This is a genomic window from Polaromonas sp. P1_F8 (assembly GCF_056405635.1).
In genome coordinates, this window is record NZ_JBFUBS010000001.1 from 1,346,716 (window position 1) to 1,361,991 (window position 15,276).

The window sequence follows — 15,276 nt, forward strand, 5'->3', positions numbered from 1 at the left end:
CAAGCGCCTTCTGTTTCTTCAACAGTTTTTTCAAAGGCTTGGGAATCATGGAAATCTTCGACTACGACAACATCCTGCTGCTGCCGCGCAAATGCCGTGTGGAAAGCCGTTCCGAATGCGACGCCAGCGCGACGCTGGGCGGGCGCAGCTTTCGCATCCCCGTTGTGCCGGCCAACATGAAGACGGTCATCAATGAGGAGATCTGCGCCTGGATGGCGAAGAACGGCTACTTTTACGTGATGCACCGCTTCGACCTGGACAACGTGCAGTTCGTCAAAGACATGAAGGCGCGCGGCGCCTACGCCTCGATATCCCTGGGCGTGAAGAAGCCCGACTACGACACGGTGGACCGCCTGGCCGCCGAGGGCCTGGTGCCCGACTACATCACCATCGACATCGCGCACGGCCATGCCGACACGGTGCAGAAAATGATCGGCTATCTCAAGCAGAAGCTGCCGGCGTCCTTCGTGATCGCTGGCAACGTGGGCACGCCCGAGGCGGTGATCGATCTGGAAAACTGGGGCGCCGACGCGACCAAGGTCGGCATCGGCCCGGGCAAGGTGTGTATCACCAAAATGAAAACCGGTTTCGGCACCGGCGGCTGGCAGCTCTCGGCGCTCAAGTGGTGCGCGCGCGTGGCGACCAAACCCATCATTGCCGACGGCGGCATTCGTGAACACGGCGACATTGCCAAGTCGGTGCGCTTTGGCGCCACCATGGTGATGATCGGCTCCATGCTGGCGGGCCTGGAAGAAAGCCCGGGCAAGACCGTCGAGGTGGACGGCAAGCTCTTCAAGGAATACTACGGCAGCGCCTCGGACTTCAACAAGGGCGAGTACAAGCACGTCGAAGGCAAGCGCATCCTGGAGCCGGTCAAGGGCACGCTGGCCGATACCTTGCGCGAGATGGAAGAAGACATCCAGAGCTCCATCAGTTATGCCGGCGGCACGAAGCTGCTGGACATTCGCAAAGTCAACTATGTGACCCTGGGCGGCGACAACGCCGGTGAACACCTGCTGATGTAGGCCGGTGGTAACAAATAGTAGCAAGGCCGGCTCCGGCGACAATAAGCCTTGTTCCTGAAGAGACTCACTCCCCTTGCCCACCGCAGCCATTGAAGTACGCCGGCCCTATTCCGGTGAAGAAGAATCCGCCCTCATGGACGCCGTCCAGGAGGCGTTGACCTCTGCGCTGAAAGTGCCGCTCTGGACGACCTCCATCCGGCTGGTTGTCCATGAGCCGCAGCGCTTTCGCGCGCCGCCGGACAAAGGCGACCGCTACACGCTGGTGACGATCGACTGCTTCGTCGGCCGATCCCTGGAAACAAAACGCGCCCTGTACCAGGCCATTGTGCAAAAGCTCGGGCTGTGCGGCATTCCCGCAGACCACGTGAAAGTGCTGCTGCGTGAAGCGTCGCGCGAAAACTGGGCGATCCGGGGCGGCCTGCCGGCGTCCGACGTGGTGCTGGAGTACGACGTCGATATCTAGGCTGGCTAGCTAACGCCGGCCAGCCGCCAGCAATTGCAATGCAAGCTGGTGCAGGCGGTGAGACGGCTCCGTCAGCGCCTCCAGGATGCTGAAATGGTTGCGCCCCAGATGGGATTCGCAGACCGGCACCACCCCGGCGCCCCAGGCCTGCTGGATCAACACGTTCTGGCGCAGGAACTCCGCGCTTTCATCGGCGCCGGCCACGCTGTACAAGGTGCCGCGGCTTGGTGCCGGCAGCAGGGCCGGGCTGGCCTTGAGCACCTGTTCAGGCGTGAGTTTCAGCGAATCCTTCAGGAAAGGCGTGTGGCGCATGGGTTCAAGGTCGTACAGGCCGGAAATCGACAAGGCATTTTTCAAAAGATCTGCCGGCAGGTCGCGGGCATAGGCCTGCCAGTCGCATGCCATCAGCATGGCTGCCAGGTGGCCGCCGGCTGAATGGCCCACCACCGTGATGCGGGATGGGTCCCCGCCGTAATGGGCAATATGGCGCCAGGTCCAGGCCAGCGCCGCCACCATCTGCATCGTGATCTGGGGAATGGTCACTGCGGGGCACAGCGCATAGTTCGGCACCACGACACAAGCGCCGGCCTGCGTAAAGGCCGGTGCCACAAAGGAATGGTCGGCCTTGTCGAGAGACCGCCAGTACCCTCCGTGAATGAACACCAGCACCGGCGTACCGGCCTGCCCGTGGGTGCCGCCATGGGTGGCGAAATCACCCCCCGGAAACACGTCGAGCATTTCACCCGCATGGTTGCCATAGGGAATATCGATCTGGCAGGGCACGCGCTTGCGAATGGCCTGCGAGCTGTCAGCCCAGCGAGCGAAATACACCCCGTGGTCCGGTACCAAAGCCCGGTTGTTGTACATGCGGTCAAGCCAGGCGGGATCGGGCTGGGTCATTGTTCTTCTCCTGAAAGTGTCAAAACGGCTTCAATGGGTGCCATCTTGGCACAGCCCGGCCACCCGCAGCCATTTCCGGGTAAACCCGCAATTTCACGCCTTTGATAGCGGTGTATTCTGTATACAGAGTACGAATATGCCGCAACAACTGATCAAAATCGAATCCACTCCCGACCTCGTCGACCAGGTCTACCGCAGCCTGCTGGACGCCATCAGCGAAGGTTCGCTGGCACCGGGTGCGCGCATCATGCAGGAGGACATTGCCGAGCAACTCGCGGTGTCGCGACAACCGGTGCTGCAGGCTTTGCGCCTCTTGAAAAAAGACGGCTTTGTACTGGACGCCCCGGGGCGCGGCGTGCTGGTGGCGCCACTGGACGTGGCATGGCTGGTACAGATCTACCAGGTGCGCAGCGCACTCGATGCGCTGGCCGCCCGGCTGGCCGCGCAAGGCCGCTGCCGGCTCGACCCGCAACTGATCGGCCAGGGCCGCAAGGCCGCGCGCGGCCACGACGTCAAGGCCATGATGGCGGCCGACGCGCAATTTCACGCGGCCATTTACGCCGCCTCAGGCAACCCGCTGATCGCCCAGAGCGCGCAGCTGCACTGGCACCACATCCGCCGCGCCATGGGTGCTGTGTTGCAGGTCTCGACCATGCGGGAATCGATCTGGGATGAGCACGAAGCCATTGCCGAGGCCATCGCGGCCGGTGATGAAACCCGGGCCGAAGCACTGATCCGCGAGCATGGCGAGGAAGCGGGCCACAACCTGGCAAACCTGCTGTCCAGCGCACTCAGCCAGACCGGCGCTCGCGCAGCGCCCTGACACCCGACAACACACACCAGGAGACATGCGATGAAACTGACCCCGGAGCAACTCGCGCAATTCGACCGCGACGGCTACCTGTTTTTCCCCGGCCTCTTCACGCCCGAAGAAACCCGCGTGCTCAACGAGGCCGTGCCTGAGCTCTACAGCCGGCGCGAAGACTACAACGTGCGTGAAAAAGGCAAGGACGCGGTGCGCACCAATTTCGCCGCGCACATGTACAGCGAGCCATTCGCGCGGCTCGCGCGGCACCCACGCATGATCGAACCGGTGGAAGACCTGCTGGGCGAAAAACTCTACATGCACCAGTTCAAGATCAACGGCAAGATGGCGTTTGAAGGCGACGTCTGGCAGTGGCACCAGGACTACGGCACCTGGCTCAATGACGACATGATGCCGACCGAGCGCGCGATGAACGTGGCCATCTTCATGGACGACGTGACCGAGCACAACGGCCCACTGATGTTCATCCCCGGCAGCCACAAAAAAGGCGTGGTCGATGCGAAGCACGACCTGACGACCACCAGCTACCCGCTCTGGACGGTGGACAACGATTTGATCCGCCAGCTGGTGCAACGCGCCGGTGGAAAGCAAGGTGGTATCGTCAGCCCCAAGGGCCCGGCAGGCTCGATGATCCTCTTTCACTCCTGCCTGGTGCACGCCTCGGGCAGCAACCTCTCACCCTTCAACCGTGTCAGCGTCTACCTGAGCCTGTGCGCGGTGAGCAATCACATCCGTCGCCACAAACGCCCCGAATACATCGCGCACCGCGACTTCACGCCGATCGAATGCCTGCCCGACGACTGCCTGCTCAAAGACTACCCGGTGGATCTGCCGTGGAAGGACGGTGTGCCCGCCACGGCGTTGCAGACGTCGATGGAAGAGATTGCGCCTGAGCGCAAGGCGGCCTGAATTCATGAACCTCTATACAAAACTCCAGCAACGCGCGGCCGAAGGCAAACCGGTGCGTATCGGCCTGATAGGCGCCGGCAAATTCGGCTCCATGTACCTGGCGCAAGTTCCACGGACGCCGGGCGTGCACCTGGTGGCGATTGCCGATCTGTCACCCGACGCAGCGCGCGCCAACCTCGCCCGTGTAGGATGGAATCCGGCTGCAACCCAAGCAGAATCTGCGCAAGCAGCTATCAAAACAGGAGCAACCTGGATCACCGACGACTGGCAGGCGGTGGTCACGCATCCGCAGATCGACATCATTGTGGAATGCACCGGCAACCCGATCGCGGCCGTGGACCATTGCCTGAAGGCCTTTGAACACGGCAAGCATGTGGTCAACGTCACGGTGGAGGCCGACGCCTTCTGCGGCCCGCTGCTGGCGCGCAAGGCTGCCGACGCCGGCGTGGTGTATTCGCTGGCCTTCGGCGACCAGCCGGCGCTGATCTGCGACCTGGTGGACTGGGCGCGCACCTGTGGCTTTCCGGTGGTGGCGGCAGGACGCGGCCACAAGTGGCTGCCGCATTTTTGTGAATCGACACCCGAAACCGTGTGGGGCAACTACGGCCTCACGCCCGAACAGGCCGCACGCGGCGGGCTGAACCCGAAGATGTTCAACAGCTTTCTCGACGGCTCCAAGCCCTCGATCGAATCAACCGCCGTGGCCAACGCCACGGGCCTGACCGTGCCCAGCAACGGCCTGCTCTACCCGCCCGCCAGCGTGGAAGACATTCCCTACGTGACAAGACCTATCAGCGAAGGCGGCGTGCTCGAGCGCAAGGGCATGGTCGAAGTGATCTCGTCACTGGAAGCCAACGGCCGCAAGATTCCCTACGACATTCGCATGGGTGTCTGGGTCACCGTTGAAGCCGAGACCGACTACATCAAGAACTGTTTTGAGGAATACAACGCCCACACCGACCCGAGCGGGCGCTATTTCACCCTGTACAAGCGCTGGCACCTGATCGGGCTGGAAGTCGGCGTATCGGTCGCCAGTGTGGCGCTGCGTGGTGAACCCACCGGCGTGGCGACTTGCTGGAACGCTGACGTGGTGGCCACGGCCAAACGCGACCTGCAGCCCGGCGACATGCTGGACGGCGAAGGCGGCTATACCGTGTGGGGCAAGCTGCTACCGGCCGACACCTCGATGAAGATGGGCGGGCTGCCGCTGGGCCTGGCGCATAACGTCAAGGTCGTGCGCGCGGTCAAGAAAGGCCAGAGTCTGAGCTGGGCCGATGTGGCGATGGACACATCGACCCACGCCTGGAAAGTGCGCCAGGAGATGGAAAGCATGTTTGCGCCGGCGATGAAAAAAGCCGCCTAGAAAGCTGCCTGACAGCCTTCTACCCGCCGGTTCCTTCATGATGGTTCAACGCCATTCCGAGGACATGAATTGACCATCACAAGTGACACGCCCCTGCCCCGTATCGCGTTTTTGGGCATGGGCATCATGGGCCTGCCCATGGCCAGGCGCCTGTGCGAAGCGGGCTACACACTGCAGGCATGGAACCGCACGCCGGGCAAGGCCGACTCGCTGGCGGCGCTAGGCGCCACGCAACATACGCAAACCAGTGCCGCGGTGGCCGCAGCCGACATCGTCATCAGCATGCTCGAAAGCGGCCCGGTCGTGGAAGACGTGCTGTTCACGCAGGGCGTGGCCGCCGCGATGAAACCGGGCGCGCTTTTTTTAGACATGGCGTCCATCCAGCCGCGCGAAGCGCGCGACCATGCAGCTCGCCTGGGCGCATTGGGCATCGCCCATGTGGATGCGCCGGTTTCAGGCGGCCCGGGCGGCGCGCAAAGCGGCACGCTGGCCATCATGGCCGGCGGCAAGGCGGAAGATTTTGCGCGGGCCCTGCCTGTACTCAAGCACCTCGGCCACGCCGTGCATGTGGGTCCGCACGGCAGCGGCCAGCTCACCAAGCTGGCCAACCAGATGATTGTGGGCATCACGATTGGCGCTGTAGCCGAGGCGTTGCTGTTCACCGCGCGCGGTGGGGCCGACATGGCCAAAGTCAAGGAAGCGATTACCGGCGGCTTTGCCGACAGCCGCGTGCTGCAGCTGCACGGCCAGCGCATGCTGGAGCGCGACTTCGCGCCGCGCGCCCGCATGGACATCCAGCTCAAGGACATGCGCAATGCGCTGGCCACCGCACAGGAGATCGGCTTTGAAGCGCCGGTCACGGCACTCTTTGAGCGGCTCTATGCCGAAGGCGTTGAAAACGGCCTGACCGATCTGGACCAGTCGGCGTTGTTTGTCGAGCTGGCCAGCCGCAACGGCATGAGCTGACTTGTGCCACCCATGCAGGCTTAGAGGCACCTGAAATTCTTTATAAAAATGGCCTGAAATCCAATACCAACGGGCACAAGCAGCTATCGAATTCATAGCATTCCATATGATCCGCGCTGGCATCGCCCATGAAAAATGCCGCTGCAGATTGCTCCGCAGCGGCATTTTTCTGAGGCGGTCACCAGGGACCGTCCTTTAGCGTTCAGTCACGCGCTGGCTTGGAAAACTTGCCGGCCTTCTTGGCCGCGTCACGGGGCACAAATACCTTGCCAGCTGGCTTGGCAAAGCCGCCGGGCTTGCGATTGGCGAAGTCAGGGCGCGGTGCAAAACCTTCGTTGCGGGAAGCAAAGCCTTCGTTGCGCGGAGCGAAGTTGCGGTCTTCACGCGGGGCGAAACCGGCATTGTTGCCGCCGCCGAAGCCGCGGTCATCCTGGCGGCGCGGGCCGCGGTCATTGAAACCGGAACGGTCGCCATAACCACCTTGTGGTCCGGGCGCGCGACCCTGGAAGGGAGCGCGGTCGTCACGGTCGTTGTGGCGGGGAGCGCCGAAGCCGCCACCGCCAGCGCCACCACCAAAGCCACCTGCGGGCTTGCGGCCGGCATAGCCGCCACGATCACCACCGCCGCCGCCGAAGCTGCGGCCACCGCGGTCGCCGCGATCACCACCGAAGTTGCCGCGGGGGCGGTCGGAGGTCGGGGCAAAGCGCTGCTGTGGCTCCAGGCCGGCGATCACACTGGGCTTGAGGTTCTGCTGCATGTAGTGCTCGATATCCTGGATCTTGCGGCGATCGCGGAATTCGGCAATCGTGATCGCCTGGCCTTCGCGGCCGGCACGGCCGGTGCGGCCAATGCGGTGCACATAGTCTTCGGCTTTCATCGGCAGGCCGTAGTTGATCACGTGGGTGATCGACGGAACGTCCAGGCCACGGGCGGCCACGTCGGTCGCGACCAGGATCTGGACGCGGCCATCGCGGAAAGCCATCAGGCGGCGGTTGCGCAGGCCCTGGCCCAGCGCGCCATGCAGCGCCACGGCGCTGAAACCTTCCTGCACCAGGTCATTGGCCAGGCCGTCACATTCAACCTGGGTGCAGGCAAACACGATCGACTGGTTCATGGTGGTGTCGCGCAGCGAATGATCCAGCAGCTTGCGCTTGTGGGTCATGTTGTCGGCCCACAGCAGCGACTGGGTGATCGACGCATGTTTTTCATGCGGCGAGTCGATCTCAACACGCTGCGGCTGGCGCATCACGCGCGTGGCCAGTTGCATGATGCGCGGCGCAAACGTGGCGCTGAACATCATGGTTTGCTTGCGCTCGATCGTGAGCTGGTTGACTTCGGTCAGGTCATCGGCAAAGCCGAGGTCCAGCATGCGGTCGGCTTCGTCGACGACCAGGAACTGCACCTGGTCCAGCTTGATCTGCATGCTGCGCTGCAGGTCGAGCAGGCGGCCGGGGGTGGCTACCACGAGGTCGGCATTTTGCAGCTTGGCAATTTGCAGCTGGTAAGGAATACCGCCCACCACGTTGGCAATGCGCAGGCCGCGGCAATGGCGAACCAGGTCGATTGCGTCGGCGCAAACCTGCTGGGCCAATTCACGCGTCGGGCACAGGATCAGTGCGCCGGGCGTGGCTGCCTTGAAGTTGCGCGGGCTGGTCGGGTCCTTGCGCTTGGGTTTTTTCAGGGGTGCTTCGCCGCGGGCTACGGCTTCTGCGCTCAGGCGTTCAAATTCGGAGCGCTCAAAACGCTCGGCTTCTTCCTGCTGTTTCAGCAGGGTGTGCAGCACGGGCAGCAGGAAGGCCGCGGTCTTGCCGCTACCGGTCTGGCTGGAAACCAGCAGGTCGGTGAACTTGGCTTTGGGGTCGCTTTTGGCGTCGTGGTCCAGGGCCTGCATGGCCTTGGGGATGGTGGCCATCTGCACGGACGTCGGCTGGGTAAAACCCATGTCGGCGACAGCTTGCAGGAGTTCCTTGGCCAGGCCCAGCTTCACGAAACCATTGGGTTCGGCTACTACGGCTTCCAGGGAGGTGGGAGCCATCGAGGGCTCGTCCGAAGAGAAGTCCGGAATCACGTGGATCACGGCTTCAGCGGTGGTATCAATATTTGTGTCGGGCAAAACGTCGCCACGAGCCTCAAAAGAGTCAGTCATGTTTTTCTCACTAATCACCTGTGCGCAACGCTTTTGGCGAGGGAACAGGAAACTTCACCCCCGCGATGCGGAGGATTCGTTCATGGTTAATAAAACATCAACCATCAAACGAATATGCGGTCCAGACAGCAGAAATGTGCCCGAAGCGGTGACTCCGTTATTGGAGTCAAAAGTGTGAGGTAGATGTACAAATGCAGGGCACCCAGTGCACTGCAAGCCCACGATTATAGCGTGCTTTGCGGGTTTCTACCAGTCCCCCTGACCAAACGAGTCCATTGCGGCTTCCTGCCGCAGCCGCATGCACGCTGATTTGCTATCATTTCAATAGCCTCTTGCGCCCGTCCTGCCTCGCCAAATCCCAAAAAAGGCTTAAGCCACGTTCACTTCAGAAAGTGTTGCCGGTAGTGCTCAAGCTCGTCAATCGACTCATGCACATCGGCCAGGGCGGTATGGCTCTGGCGCTTTTTGAAGGCGCTGTAAACCTCGGGACTCCAGCGCTTGGCCAGTTCCTTGAAGGTGCTGACGTCCACGTTGCGGTAATGCAGGAAGGCTTCGAGTTTGGGCATGTACTTGACCAGGAAGCGCCTGTCCTGGCTGATCGTGTTGCCGCACAGCGGCGAAACACCCTTGGGAACGTATCGGGCCAAAAAAGCCAGAATCTGCGCTTCAGCATCTGCCTCGTCCACGGTGCTGGCCTTGACCTTGTCGATCAGGCCGCTGCGCCCGTGGGTGCCTTTGTTCCAGTTGTCCATCTGGTCCAGCAACTCGTCGGTCTGGTGGATCGCCAGAACCGGGCCTTCAATGCGCGGCGTGAGTTGTGGGCCCGTGACGATGACGGCGATTTCGATCAGGCGCTCTTTTTCCGGGTCGAGGCCGGTCATTTCGCAGTCCAGCCAGACGAGGTTCTGGTCTGATTTTTTGAGTAGGGGTTCAGTTTCAGGCATCTTGCGATTCTCGCTGATCGCCTAAACTGCCAGCCATGACCGACTATTCGCTTGTTTTCACCGGGGTGTTTTCTGCCTTTCTGGTGCTGGGGCTGCTCACGAAGTTCTACCTGGCTTCGCGGCAGATCCGCCATGTGGCACGAAACCGGGATACGGTGCCCACCGCCTTTGCGGCCACGATTTCGCTGCAGGCGCACCAGAAGGCCGCCGACTACACCATCGCCAAGGCACGCTTTGGCATGCTGGAAATGGCCTTCGCCGCCGCCGTGCTGCTGGGTTGGACGCTGCTGGGCGGCATCGACACGCTGAACCAGGCGATAGCCGGTTCGGGCCTGGCCGCCTGGGGCGCGCTGGTGCCGCAGCTGACCCTGCTGGCCGCCTTTGGCCTCATCAGCGGTTTGCTCGACCTGCCCTTCACCCTGTACAGCACTTTCCGCATTGAAGAACGTTTCGGCTTCAACAAGATGACCCTGAAACTTTGGCTGGCCGACCTGGTGAAGTCGACGCTGGTCGGCATCGTCATCGGCCTGCCCATCGTGGCGCTCATCCTGTGGCTGATGGGCAGCGCGGGAAGCCTGTGGTGGCTATGGGCCTGGGGCGCCTGGATGGGTTTTAACCTGCTGGTGCTGGTGCTCTACCCCACCGTCGTCGCGCCGATGTTCAACAAGTTCAAACCGCTCGAAGACGAAACGCTGAAGGCGCGCGTGACAGCGCTGATGCAGCGCTGCGGCTTTGCGGCGAAAGGCCTCTTCGTGATGGACGGCAGCAAACGCTCGGCCCACGCCAATGCCTATTTCACCGGCTTCGGCGCAGCCAAGCGCGTGGTGTTCTACGACACCCTGCTCAAACAGTTGAACCCCGGTGAAGTGGATGCCGTGCTCGCGCATGAGCTGGGCCATTTCAAGCACAAGCACATCATCAAACGCATCGTCTCAATGTTTGCCATGAGCCTGGCCGGTTTTGCCTTGCTGGGCTGGGTGTCGTCACAGGTCTGGTTCTACACCGGCCTGGGCGTGCGGCCCAACCTCACCGGCGCCAACGACGCGCTGGCGCTGCTGCTCTTTTTGCTGGTGGTGCCGCTCTTCAGCTTCTTCATCTCGCCAGTGTTTGCGCAGTTCTCGCGTAAACACGAGTTCGAGGCCGACGCCTATGCCGTGGCACAGACGGACGGCAAGGATTTGCAGAGCGCCCTGCTCAAGCTCTACCAGGACAATGCCAGCACCCTCACGCCCGACCCGGTATTTGTGAAGTTTTACTATTCGCATCCGCCCGCCTCCGAACGGCTGGGCCGCATGATCCCTTCTGTTGAAAGCACCGCGACATGAGCAACCCCATCCACCAAAACCGCCGCGCCCTGAGCGCCACGGAAATCGTCACCCAGCTGAGCAAGCTCAATGGCGAGCAGGCCCTGGGCTGGCGCCTGATTGACGGGTCGCTGGAAAAAACCTACAGCTTCAAGAACTACTACGAGACCATCGCCTTCGTCAACGCACTGGCTTTCATTGCCAACGCCGAAGACCATCACCCCGACCTGGCCGTGAGCTACGGCAAATGCACGGTGCGTTTCAACACGCACGACGTCGATGGTGTCTCTGTCAGTGATTTTTTCTGTGCGTCGAAGGTTGACGCCTTGCTGGCTTGAGCAAACCGGCACGCCCTGCCGCCGCGCCCGTCGCAGGCACGCGGCCCGGGCTGGTGGTGGCGGGTTTTGGCCGCCATGTGCTGGTAGAAACCGACACCGGCGAACGCCTCATCTGCCACCCGCGCGGCAAAAAAAGCCAGGCCGTGGTGGGAGACCGCATTCGCTGGCTGCCTTCCGAAGACGAAGGCACCATCGAGAAAATTGAAGAGCGCAGCAACCTGTTTTACCGGCAGGATGAGATGCGCACCAAGTCCTTCGCCGCCAACCTCGACCAGGTGCTGATCCTCATCGCAGCCGAGCCAGAGTTCTCGGAAAGCCAGCTGACCCGCGCGTTGATTGCCGCTGAAGCCGAGGGCATCACCCCCATCATCGCCCTGAACAAAAGCGACCTCACCGAGCCTTTCGGGCGCGCCTGGGCCAAGCTGGCACCCTACCGGGCCATGGGCTACAGAATGCTCTCGCTGGCCATCAAGCCCAAAACAGCGACAAGCGGGCCGGCCGATGCCCCGCATCCGGAATTGCAGGAACTGACGGATTTGTTGCGGGACAAGAAGACGCTGGTGCTGGGACCTTCGGGTGCCGGTAAAAGCAGCCTGACCAACCTGCTGGTGCCCGATGCACGGGTGCTGACGGCGGAAATATCGCAGGCCCTGAATTCAGGCAAACATACCACCACCAGTACCACGCTGTATTGGGTGAATATCGGCACGGGCAACCAGAGGACCACTGCGCTGATCGACTCGCCGGGCTTTCAGGAATTCGGCCTGCACCACATTGACCCAGTGCAGCTGGCCAACTACATGCCCGACCTCAAGGCGCACGCCCAAGACTGCAAGTTCTACAACTGCACCCACCTGCATGAGCCGGGTTGTGGCGTGATTGCAAAGGTCAAATCGGGGCCCAGCCCTGACGGAATCAGCGCGAGCCGCTATCGTTTGTATAGCGAATTGTTTGCCGAACTGTCGCAACCCCGCTATTGACGGAATTGACGGGCAGCGGCTGGCCGGGCAATAACGTCAGGCCTTGAGCAGCTCGCGGCAGGCCTGCACCAGTGCCTCACATTGCGCCGGTGTGCCCACGCTGATGCGTAAATGCTGATCGATGCGTGCTTGCCTGAAGTGCCGCACCAGGATGTTTTTCTCGCGCAAGCCGACCGCGAAGGCCGCTGCGTCGTGGCCAGGATGACGAGCCAGCACGAAGTTGGCTTGCGAGGGCAAGACGTCAAAGCCCAGGCCTTGCAGCTGCCGGCTTAACAGATCGCGGCTCTGGATCACGGCCGTGCAGGTCGCTTCAAAATAAGCACGGTCCTCGTAAGCGGCCACGGCGCCGGCGATGGCCAGGCGATCCAGCGGATAGGAATTGAAGCTGTCTTTCACCCGCTCAAGGGCTTCGATCAGGTGGCGCTGGCCGGCGGCAAAACCAACGCGCAACCCGGCCAGCGAGCGCGACTTGGACAGCGTGTGCACCACCAGCAGGTTGGGATAGCGCGCAATCAGTCCGATGGCGGTTTCACCGCCGAAATCCACATAGGCCTCGTCTACCAGTACAACCCGCTCGGGCTGTTGCTGCAGCAATTGCTCGATCTGCGCCAGTGGCAGCCCGGTGCCGGTGGGCGCATTCGGGTTGGCAATCACCACGCCTGCGCATGGTGCGGTGTAATCCGCCACATCGATGCGCAGAGACGCATCCAGCGGCACGAGCCCGGCCTCAATGCCATAGAGCCCACAGTACACCTTGTAAAAGCTGTAGCTGACATCCGGCATCAACAGCGGCTGGCCGTGGCGGAAAAATGCGCAGAAAGCGTGCGCCAGCACTTCATCCGAACCATTGCCGGCAAACACCTGATCAGGATCTATGCCGTGGCAGCCGGCAATCGCCCGCCTGAGTGCGTTGGCCTGCGGGTCGGGATAAAGCTGCAGGCCGTTTTGAGCCGCTGCCGTGATGGCGGCAACGACACGGGGCGACGGTGGGTAAGGGTTCTCGTTGGTGTTGAGCTTGACCAGGTCCGCAACGCCGGGCTGCTCCCCCGGCACATACGGCACAAGACCGCGCACCGCAGGGCTCCAGAAGGATTGCCCGAAGGGCAAGGCGGAAGGCGGGCTGCCGCTCATCCGAGCAGGCGTGCCAGGGTCAGCAGCGCCAGCAAGACCATCCACAGGACCACGGAACGCCACACCAGCCCCACGATGCTTCGCAGGTGCGCCACTTCGGGTTCACGGCCAGGCGTGGCTTCTGTGGCGATGCCGTCTTCCGCGTCCAGGCCACCCGCCTGGAAACTTTGCGAGGTGTCCGCTGAAAACGTGGTCTTGAGCGCTTCGCCGCCCAGGCGCACGTTCACGGCACCGGACGTAGCAGCCAGGATGATCCCGTCGTTGCGGTTTTCAGAGGCCGAAGGTGTGCCAACCGGAAACCGGTGCGTGTAGTTGCGCCAGGCATCAATGGCGTCTTCAAAACTGCCGACCACCGCGAAACCCAGCGAGGTGACACGGGCAGGCACAAAATCGATCACGCCCCAGGCACGGCTTGCGGCGAGCTGCAGCGCCGTACTGGCGCCCTCGCCTGCCGCGGCGGCGGTCCTTCTTTTATAGGCCCAGTAGCGTGAAACGAACTCGCTCATGCGGTAGAGCACGGCGCCCGCGGGCCCCAGCCCCAGCGCAGCAAGCACCGAAAACCAGCCCAGCACGCCGAACACATGGCGGTGCGCGGCCAGCACCGAATATTCAATCACGTGGCGGACGATTTCGCTGCGCGGAAGCTCGCTCGCATCGACCTGGCGCCACTGCGCCAGCAATTCGCGCGCTGTCGTTTCGTCGCCGTCATCCAGCGCATCGCGTATGTCCGTGAAGTAGTGGCTGAACTGCCGGAAGCCCAGCGTGACATAGAGGATTGCCACGTTCCACGCAAAAGCCAGCACGGGATTGATAGTCCACAGCAGCCAGTGAATCAGGAAGGTGACCAGCGCCGGCACCAGCACGGCGACCGTCCATGCGATCCAGCCATGGTGCGGTTTGCCGGCATCCAGGCTGCGATTAGTCCAGCGCGCCCAGCCCCGGAATCCCGCATGAATCCAGTTGCCGCGGGCCAGCGGACGGGCCTGTTCGATGATGAGTGCAAACAAAACAGCAAAAAAGCTCATGAGGAATCATAACTTGGCCCCCACGGTCGCTCACTTCGTGTAGCTCCCTGCCCCCCGAGGGGGCCGCCCGCCTGCGGTCTGGCATAGCCAGCCCCGCGGCTCATGCTGGCTTGCAGAATTCTTTGGGGCGCTGCCAGCGTGGGCCGTCCAAGCGGGGGCCGCGGAACCGGCTTCGCCGGGCCGCAGGCGCCGCCCCCTAGAGGGGGGAACGGACTACACGAAGTGAGTCCGGACAGGGGTGCTAGGCCACCAGAAAACGATAGAGATTACGCAGCATGCCGGCCGTCGCGCCCCAGATATAGCGCTCCCTGGCCTCGTTGCCATCACCTTCCATGGAGGGGTCTGAGTACGGCATGGAAAGCCATTGGCGCAGGGCGCCGTCGAACTCCATCTCGTGGCGGCGATGGTTGGCCGGGTTCATCAGGTAGCCCAGCGGCACCTCGAAGACATCTGCGACTTCACCGGGGTTGGGCTGCAGCACGAAGCCGGGCCTCACCAGCGCCACGACCGGTGTGATGATGAAAGCGGTGCCGGTGACGTAGGTCGGCAAGGTGCCCAGCACCTCCACATGGTCGCGCGGCAGACCAACCTCCTCGTGCGCTTCCCGCAGCGCGGTGTCCACTGCATCGCGGTCGGCCTCATCCGTGCGGCCGCCGGGCAAGGCGACCTGGCCTGAGTGCGTGGACAGGTTGGTGGTCCGCTCCGTCAGCAGCAGCGTCAGCTCGTCCCGCATGACCAGCGGAATCAGCACCGCAGCCAGTGCGGGCGTGCGATCGGTAAATTTCTTTTCGACGCTGTGTTCGGGAGTCCACACAGGCGGATGCCGAAAACGCTGGCGCAGGGCCTCCGGTGAAAGGTGCGCCGAAGGGACCCCCGCCAGATGGTCATCAATGCCCAGCACCGGGATGCTGCGCGGGTCAAACTTCGGCAGGGGCCGGGTGTTGTTCATGGAATGA

15 protein-coding genes are annotated in these 15,276 nt (G+C 62.5%); 9 read left to right on the forward strand and 6 right to left on the reverse strand.

The window, feature by feature from the left end; translation table 11 throughout:
• Positions 1 to 47 precede the first annotated feature (47 nt).
• Positions 48 to 1,025, forward strand: a complete 978-nt coding sequence (locus AC1D1J_RS06370; RefSeq protein WP_477694174.1) for a GMP reductase — start codon at positions 48 to 50, stop codon at positions 1,023 to 1,025.
• Between the two features lie 73 nt (positions 1,026 to 1,098).
• The gene (locus AC1D1J_RS06375; protein WP_477646360.1) at positions 1,099 to 1,488 is read left to right on the forward strand and encodes a tautomerase family protein; all 390 of its coding nucleotides are present in this window, start codon (positions 1,099 to 1,101) and stop codon (positions 1,486 to 1,488) included.
• Positions 1,489 to 1,497: 9 nt separating this feature from the next.
• On the opposite strand, the gene AC1D1J_RS06380 is transcribed toward AC1D1J_RS06375, so the two are convergent.
• Positions 1,498 to 2,388 (reverse strand): alpha/beta hydrolase, encoded by an 891-nt coding sequence (locus AC1D1J_RS06380; RefSeq protein WP_477685123.1) that lies wholly within the window; start codon positions 2,386 to 2,388, stop codon positions 1,498 to 1,500.
• A 136-nt stretch (positions 2,389 to 2,524) separates the two neighbouring features.
• Here AC1D1J_RS06380 and AC1D1J_RS06385 point away from each other — a divergent pair, with 136 nt between their 5' ends.
• From AC1D1J_RS06385 to AC1D1J_RS06400, 4 genes are all read left to right on the forward strand, one after another.
• A complete protein-coding gene (locus AC1D1J_RS06385) occupies positions 2,525 to 3,211 on the forward strand; it encodes a GntR family transcriptional regulator (protein WP_477685122.1) in 687 nt (228 codons plus the stop codon).
• Between the two features lie 30 nt (positions 3,212 to 3,241).
• Positions 3,242 to 4,123 (forward strand): phytanoyl-CoA dioxygenase family protein, encoded by an 882-nt coding sequence (locus AC1D1J_RS06390; protein WP_477685121.1) that lies wholly within the window; start codon positions 3,242 to 3,244, stop codon positions 4,121 to 4,123.
• A 4-nt stretch (positions 4,124 to 4,127) separates the two neighbouring features.
• Complete coding sequence (locus AC1D1J_RS06395) at positions 4,128 to 5,486, forward strand: NAD(P)H-dependent oxidoreductase (protein WP_477694175.1); 1,359 nt, start codon at positions 4,128 to 4,130, stop codon at positions 5,484 to 5,486.
• Between the two features lie 69 nt (positions 5,487 to 5,555).
• Positions 5,556 to 6,452, forward strand: a complete 897-nt coding sequence (locus AC1D1J_RS06400) for an NAD(P)-dependent oxidoreductase (RefSeq protein ID WP_477694176.1) — start codon at positions 5,556 to 5,558, stop codon at positions 6,450 to 6,452.
• 202 nt (positions 6,453 to 6,654) lie between these two features.
• Here the strand turns inward: AC1D1J_RS06400 and AC1D1J_RS06405 are convergent, their stop codons facing one another.
• Both AC1D1J_RS06405 and orn read right to left on the reverse strand, forming a co-directional pair.
• Complete coding sequence (locus AC1D1J_RS06405; RefSeq protein ID WP_477694177.1) at positions 6,655 to 8,598, reverse strand: DEAD/DEAH box helicase; 1,944 nt, start codon at positions 8,596 to 8,598, stop codon at positions 6,655 to 6,657.
• 380 nt (positions 8,599 to 8,978) lie between these two features.
• The gene (gene orn, locus AC1D1J_RS06410; protein ID WP_457279974.1) at positions 8,979 to 9,542 is read right to left on the reverse strand and encodes an oligoribonuclease; all 564 of its coding nucleotides are present in this window, start codon (positions 9,540 to 9,542) and stop codon (positions 8,979 to 8,981) included.
• 35 nt (positions 9,543 to 9,577) lie between these two features.
• Here orn and AC1D1J_RS06415 point away from each other — a divergent pair, with 35 nt between their 5' ends.
• From AC1D1J_RS06415 to rsgA, 3 genes are read left to right on the forward strand one after another with little or no spacing between them, the layout of a single operon-like run.
• The gene (locus AC1D1J_RS06415; protein ID WP_477694178.1) at positions 9,578 to 10,867 is read left to right on the forward strand and encodes a M48 family metallopeptidase; all 1,290 of its coding nucleotides are present in this window, start codon (positions 9,578 to 9,580) and stop codon (positions 10,865 to 10,867) included.
• Positions 10,864 to 11,184, forward strand: coding sequence for a 4a-hydroxytetrahydrobiopterin dehydratase (locus AC1D1J_RS06420; protein WP_436157846.1), 321 nt, complete (start codon positions 10,864 to 10,866; stop codon positions 11,182 to 11,184). Before AC1D1J_RS06415 ends, AC1D1J_RS06420 begins: the two co-directional genes overlap by 4 nt.
• The gene (rsgA, locus tag AC1D1J_RS06425) at positions 11,181 to 12,164 is read left to right on the forward strand and encodes a ribosome small subunit-dependent GTPase A (protein ID WP_477694179.1); all 984 of its coding nucleotides are present in this window, start codon (positions 11,181 to 11,183) and stop codon (positions 12,162 to 12,164) included. The genes AC1D1J_RS06420 and rsgA overlap by 4 nt, the downstream gene beginning before the upstream one ends.
• Before the next feature lie 36 nt (positions 12,165 to 12,200).
• On the opposite strand, the gene hisC is transcribed toward rsgA, so the two are convergent.
• From hisC to AC1D1J_RS06440, 3 genes are all read right to left on the reverse strand, one after another.
• On the reverse strand, positions 12,201 to 13,295 hold the full coding sequence (gene hisC, locus AC1D1J_RS06430) for a histidinol-phosphate transaminase (RefSeq protein WP_477694180.1): 1,095 nt from the start codon (positions 13,293 to 13,295) through the stop codon (positions 12,201 to 12,203).
• Positions 13,292 to 14,320, reverse strand: a complete 1,029-nt coding sequence (locus tag AC1D1J_RS06435; protein ID WP_457279969.1) for a CobD/CbiB family protein — start codon at positions 14,318 to 14,320, stop codon at positions 13,292 to 13,294. Before AC1D1J_RS06435 ends, hisC begins: the two co-directional genes overlap by 4 nt.
• 241 nt (positions 14,321 to 14,561) lie before the next feature.
• Positions 14,562 to 15,269, reverse strand: a complete 708-nt coding sequence (locus AC1D1J_RS06440) for a CoA pyrophosphatase (RefSeq protein ID WP_477694181.1) — start codon at positions 15,267 to 15,269, stop codon at positions 14,562 to 14,564.
• Between the last annotated feature and the right edge of the window lie 7 nt (positions 15,270 to 15,276).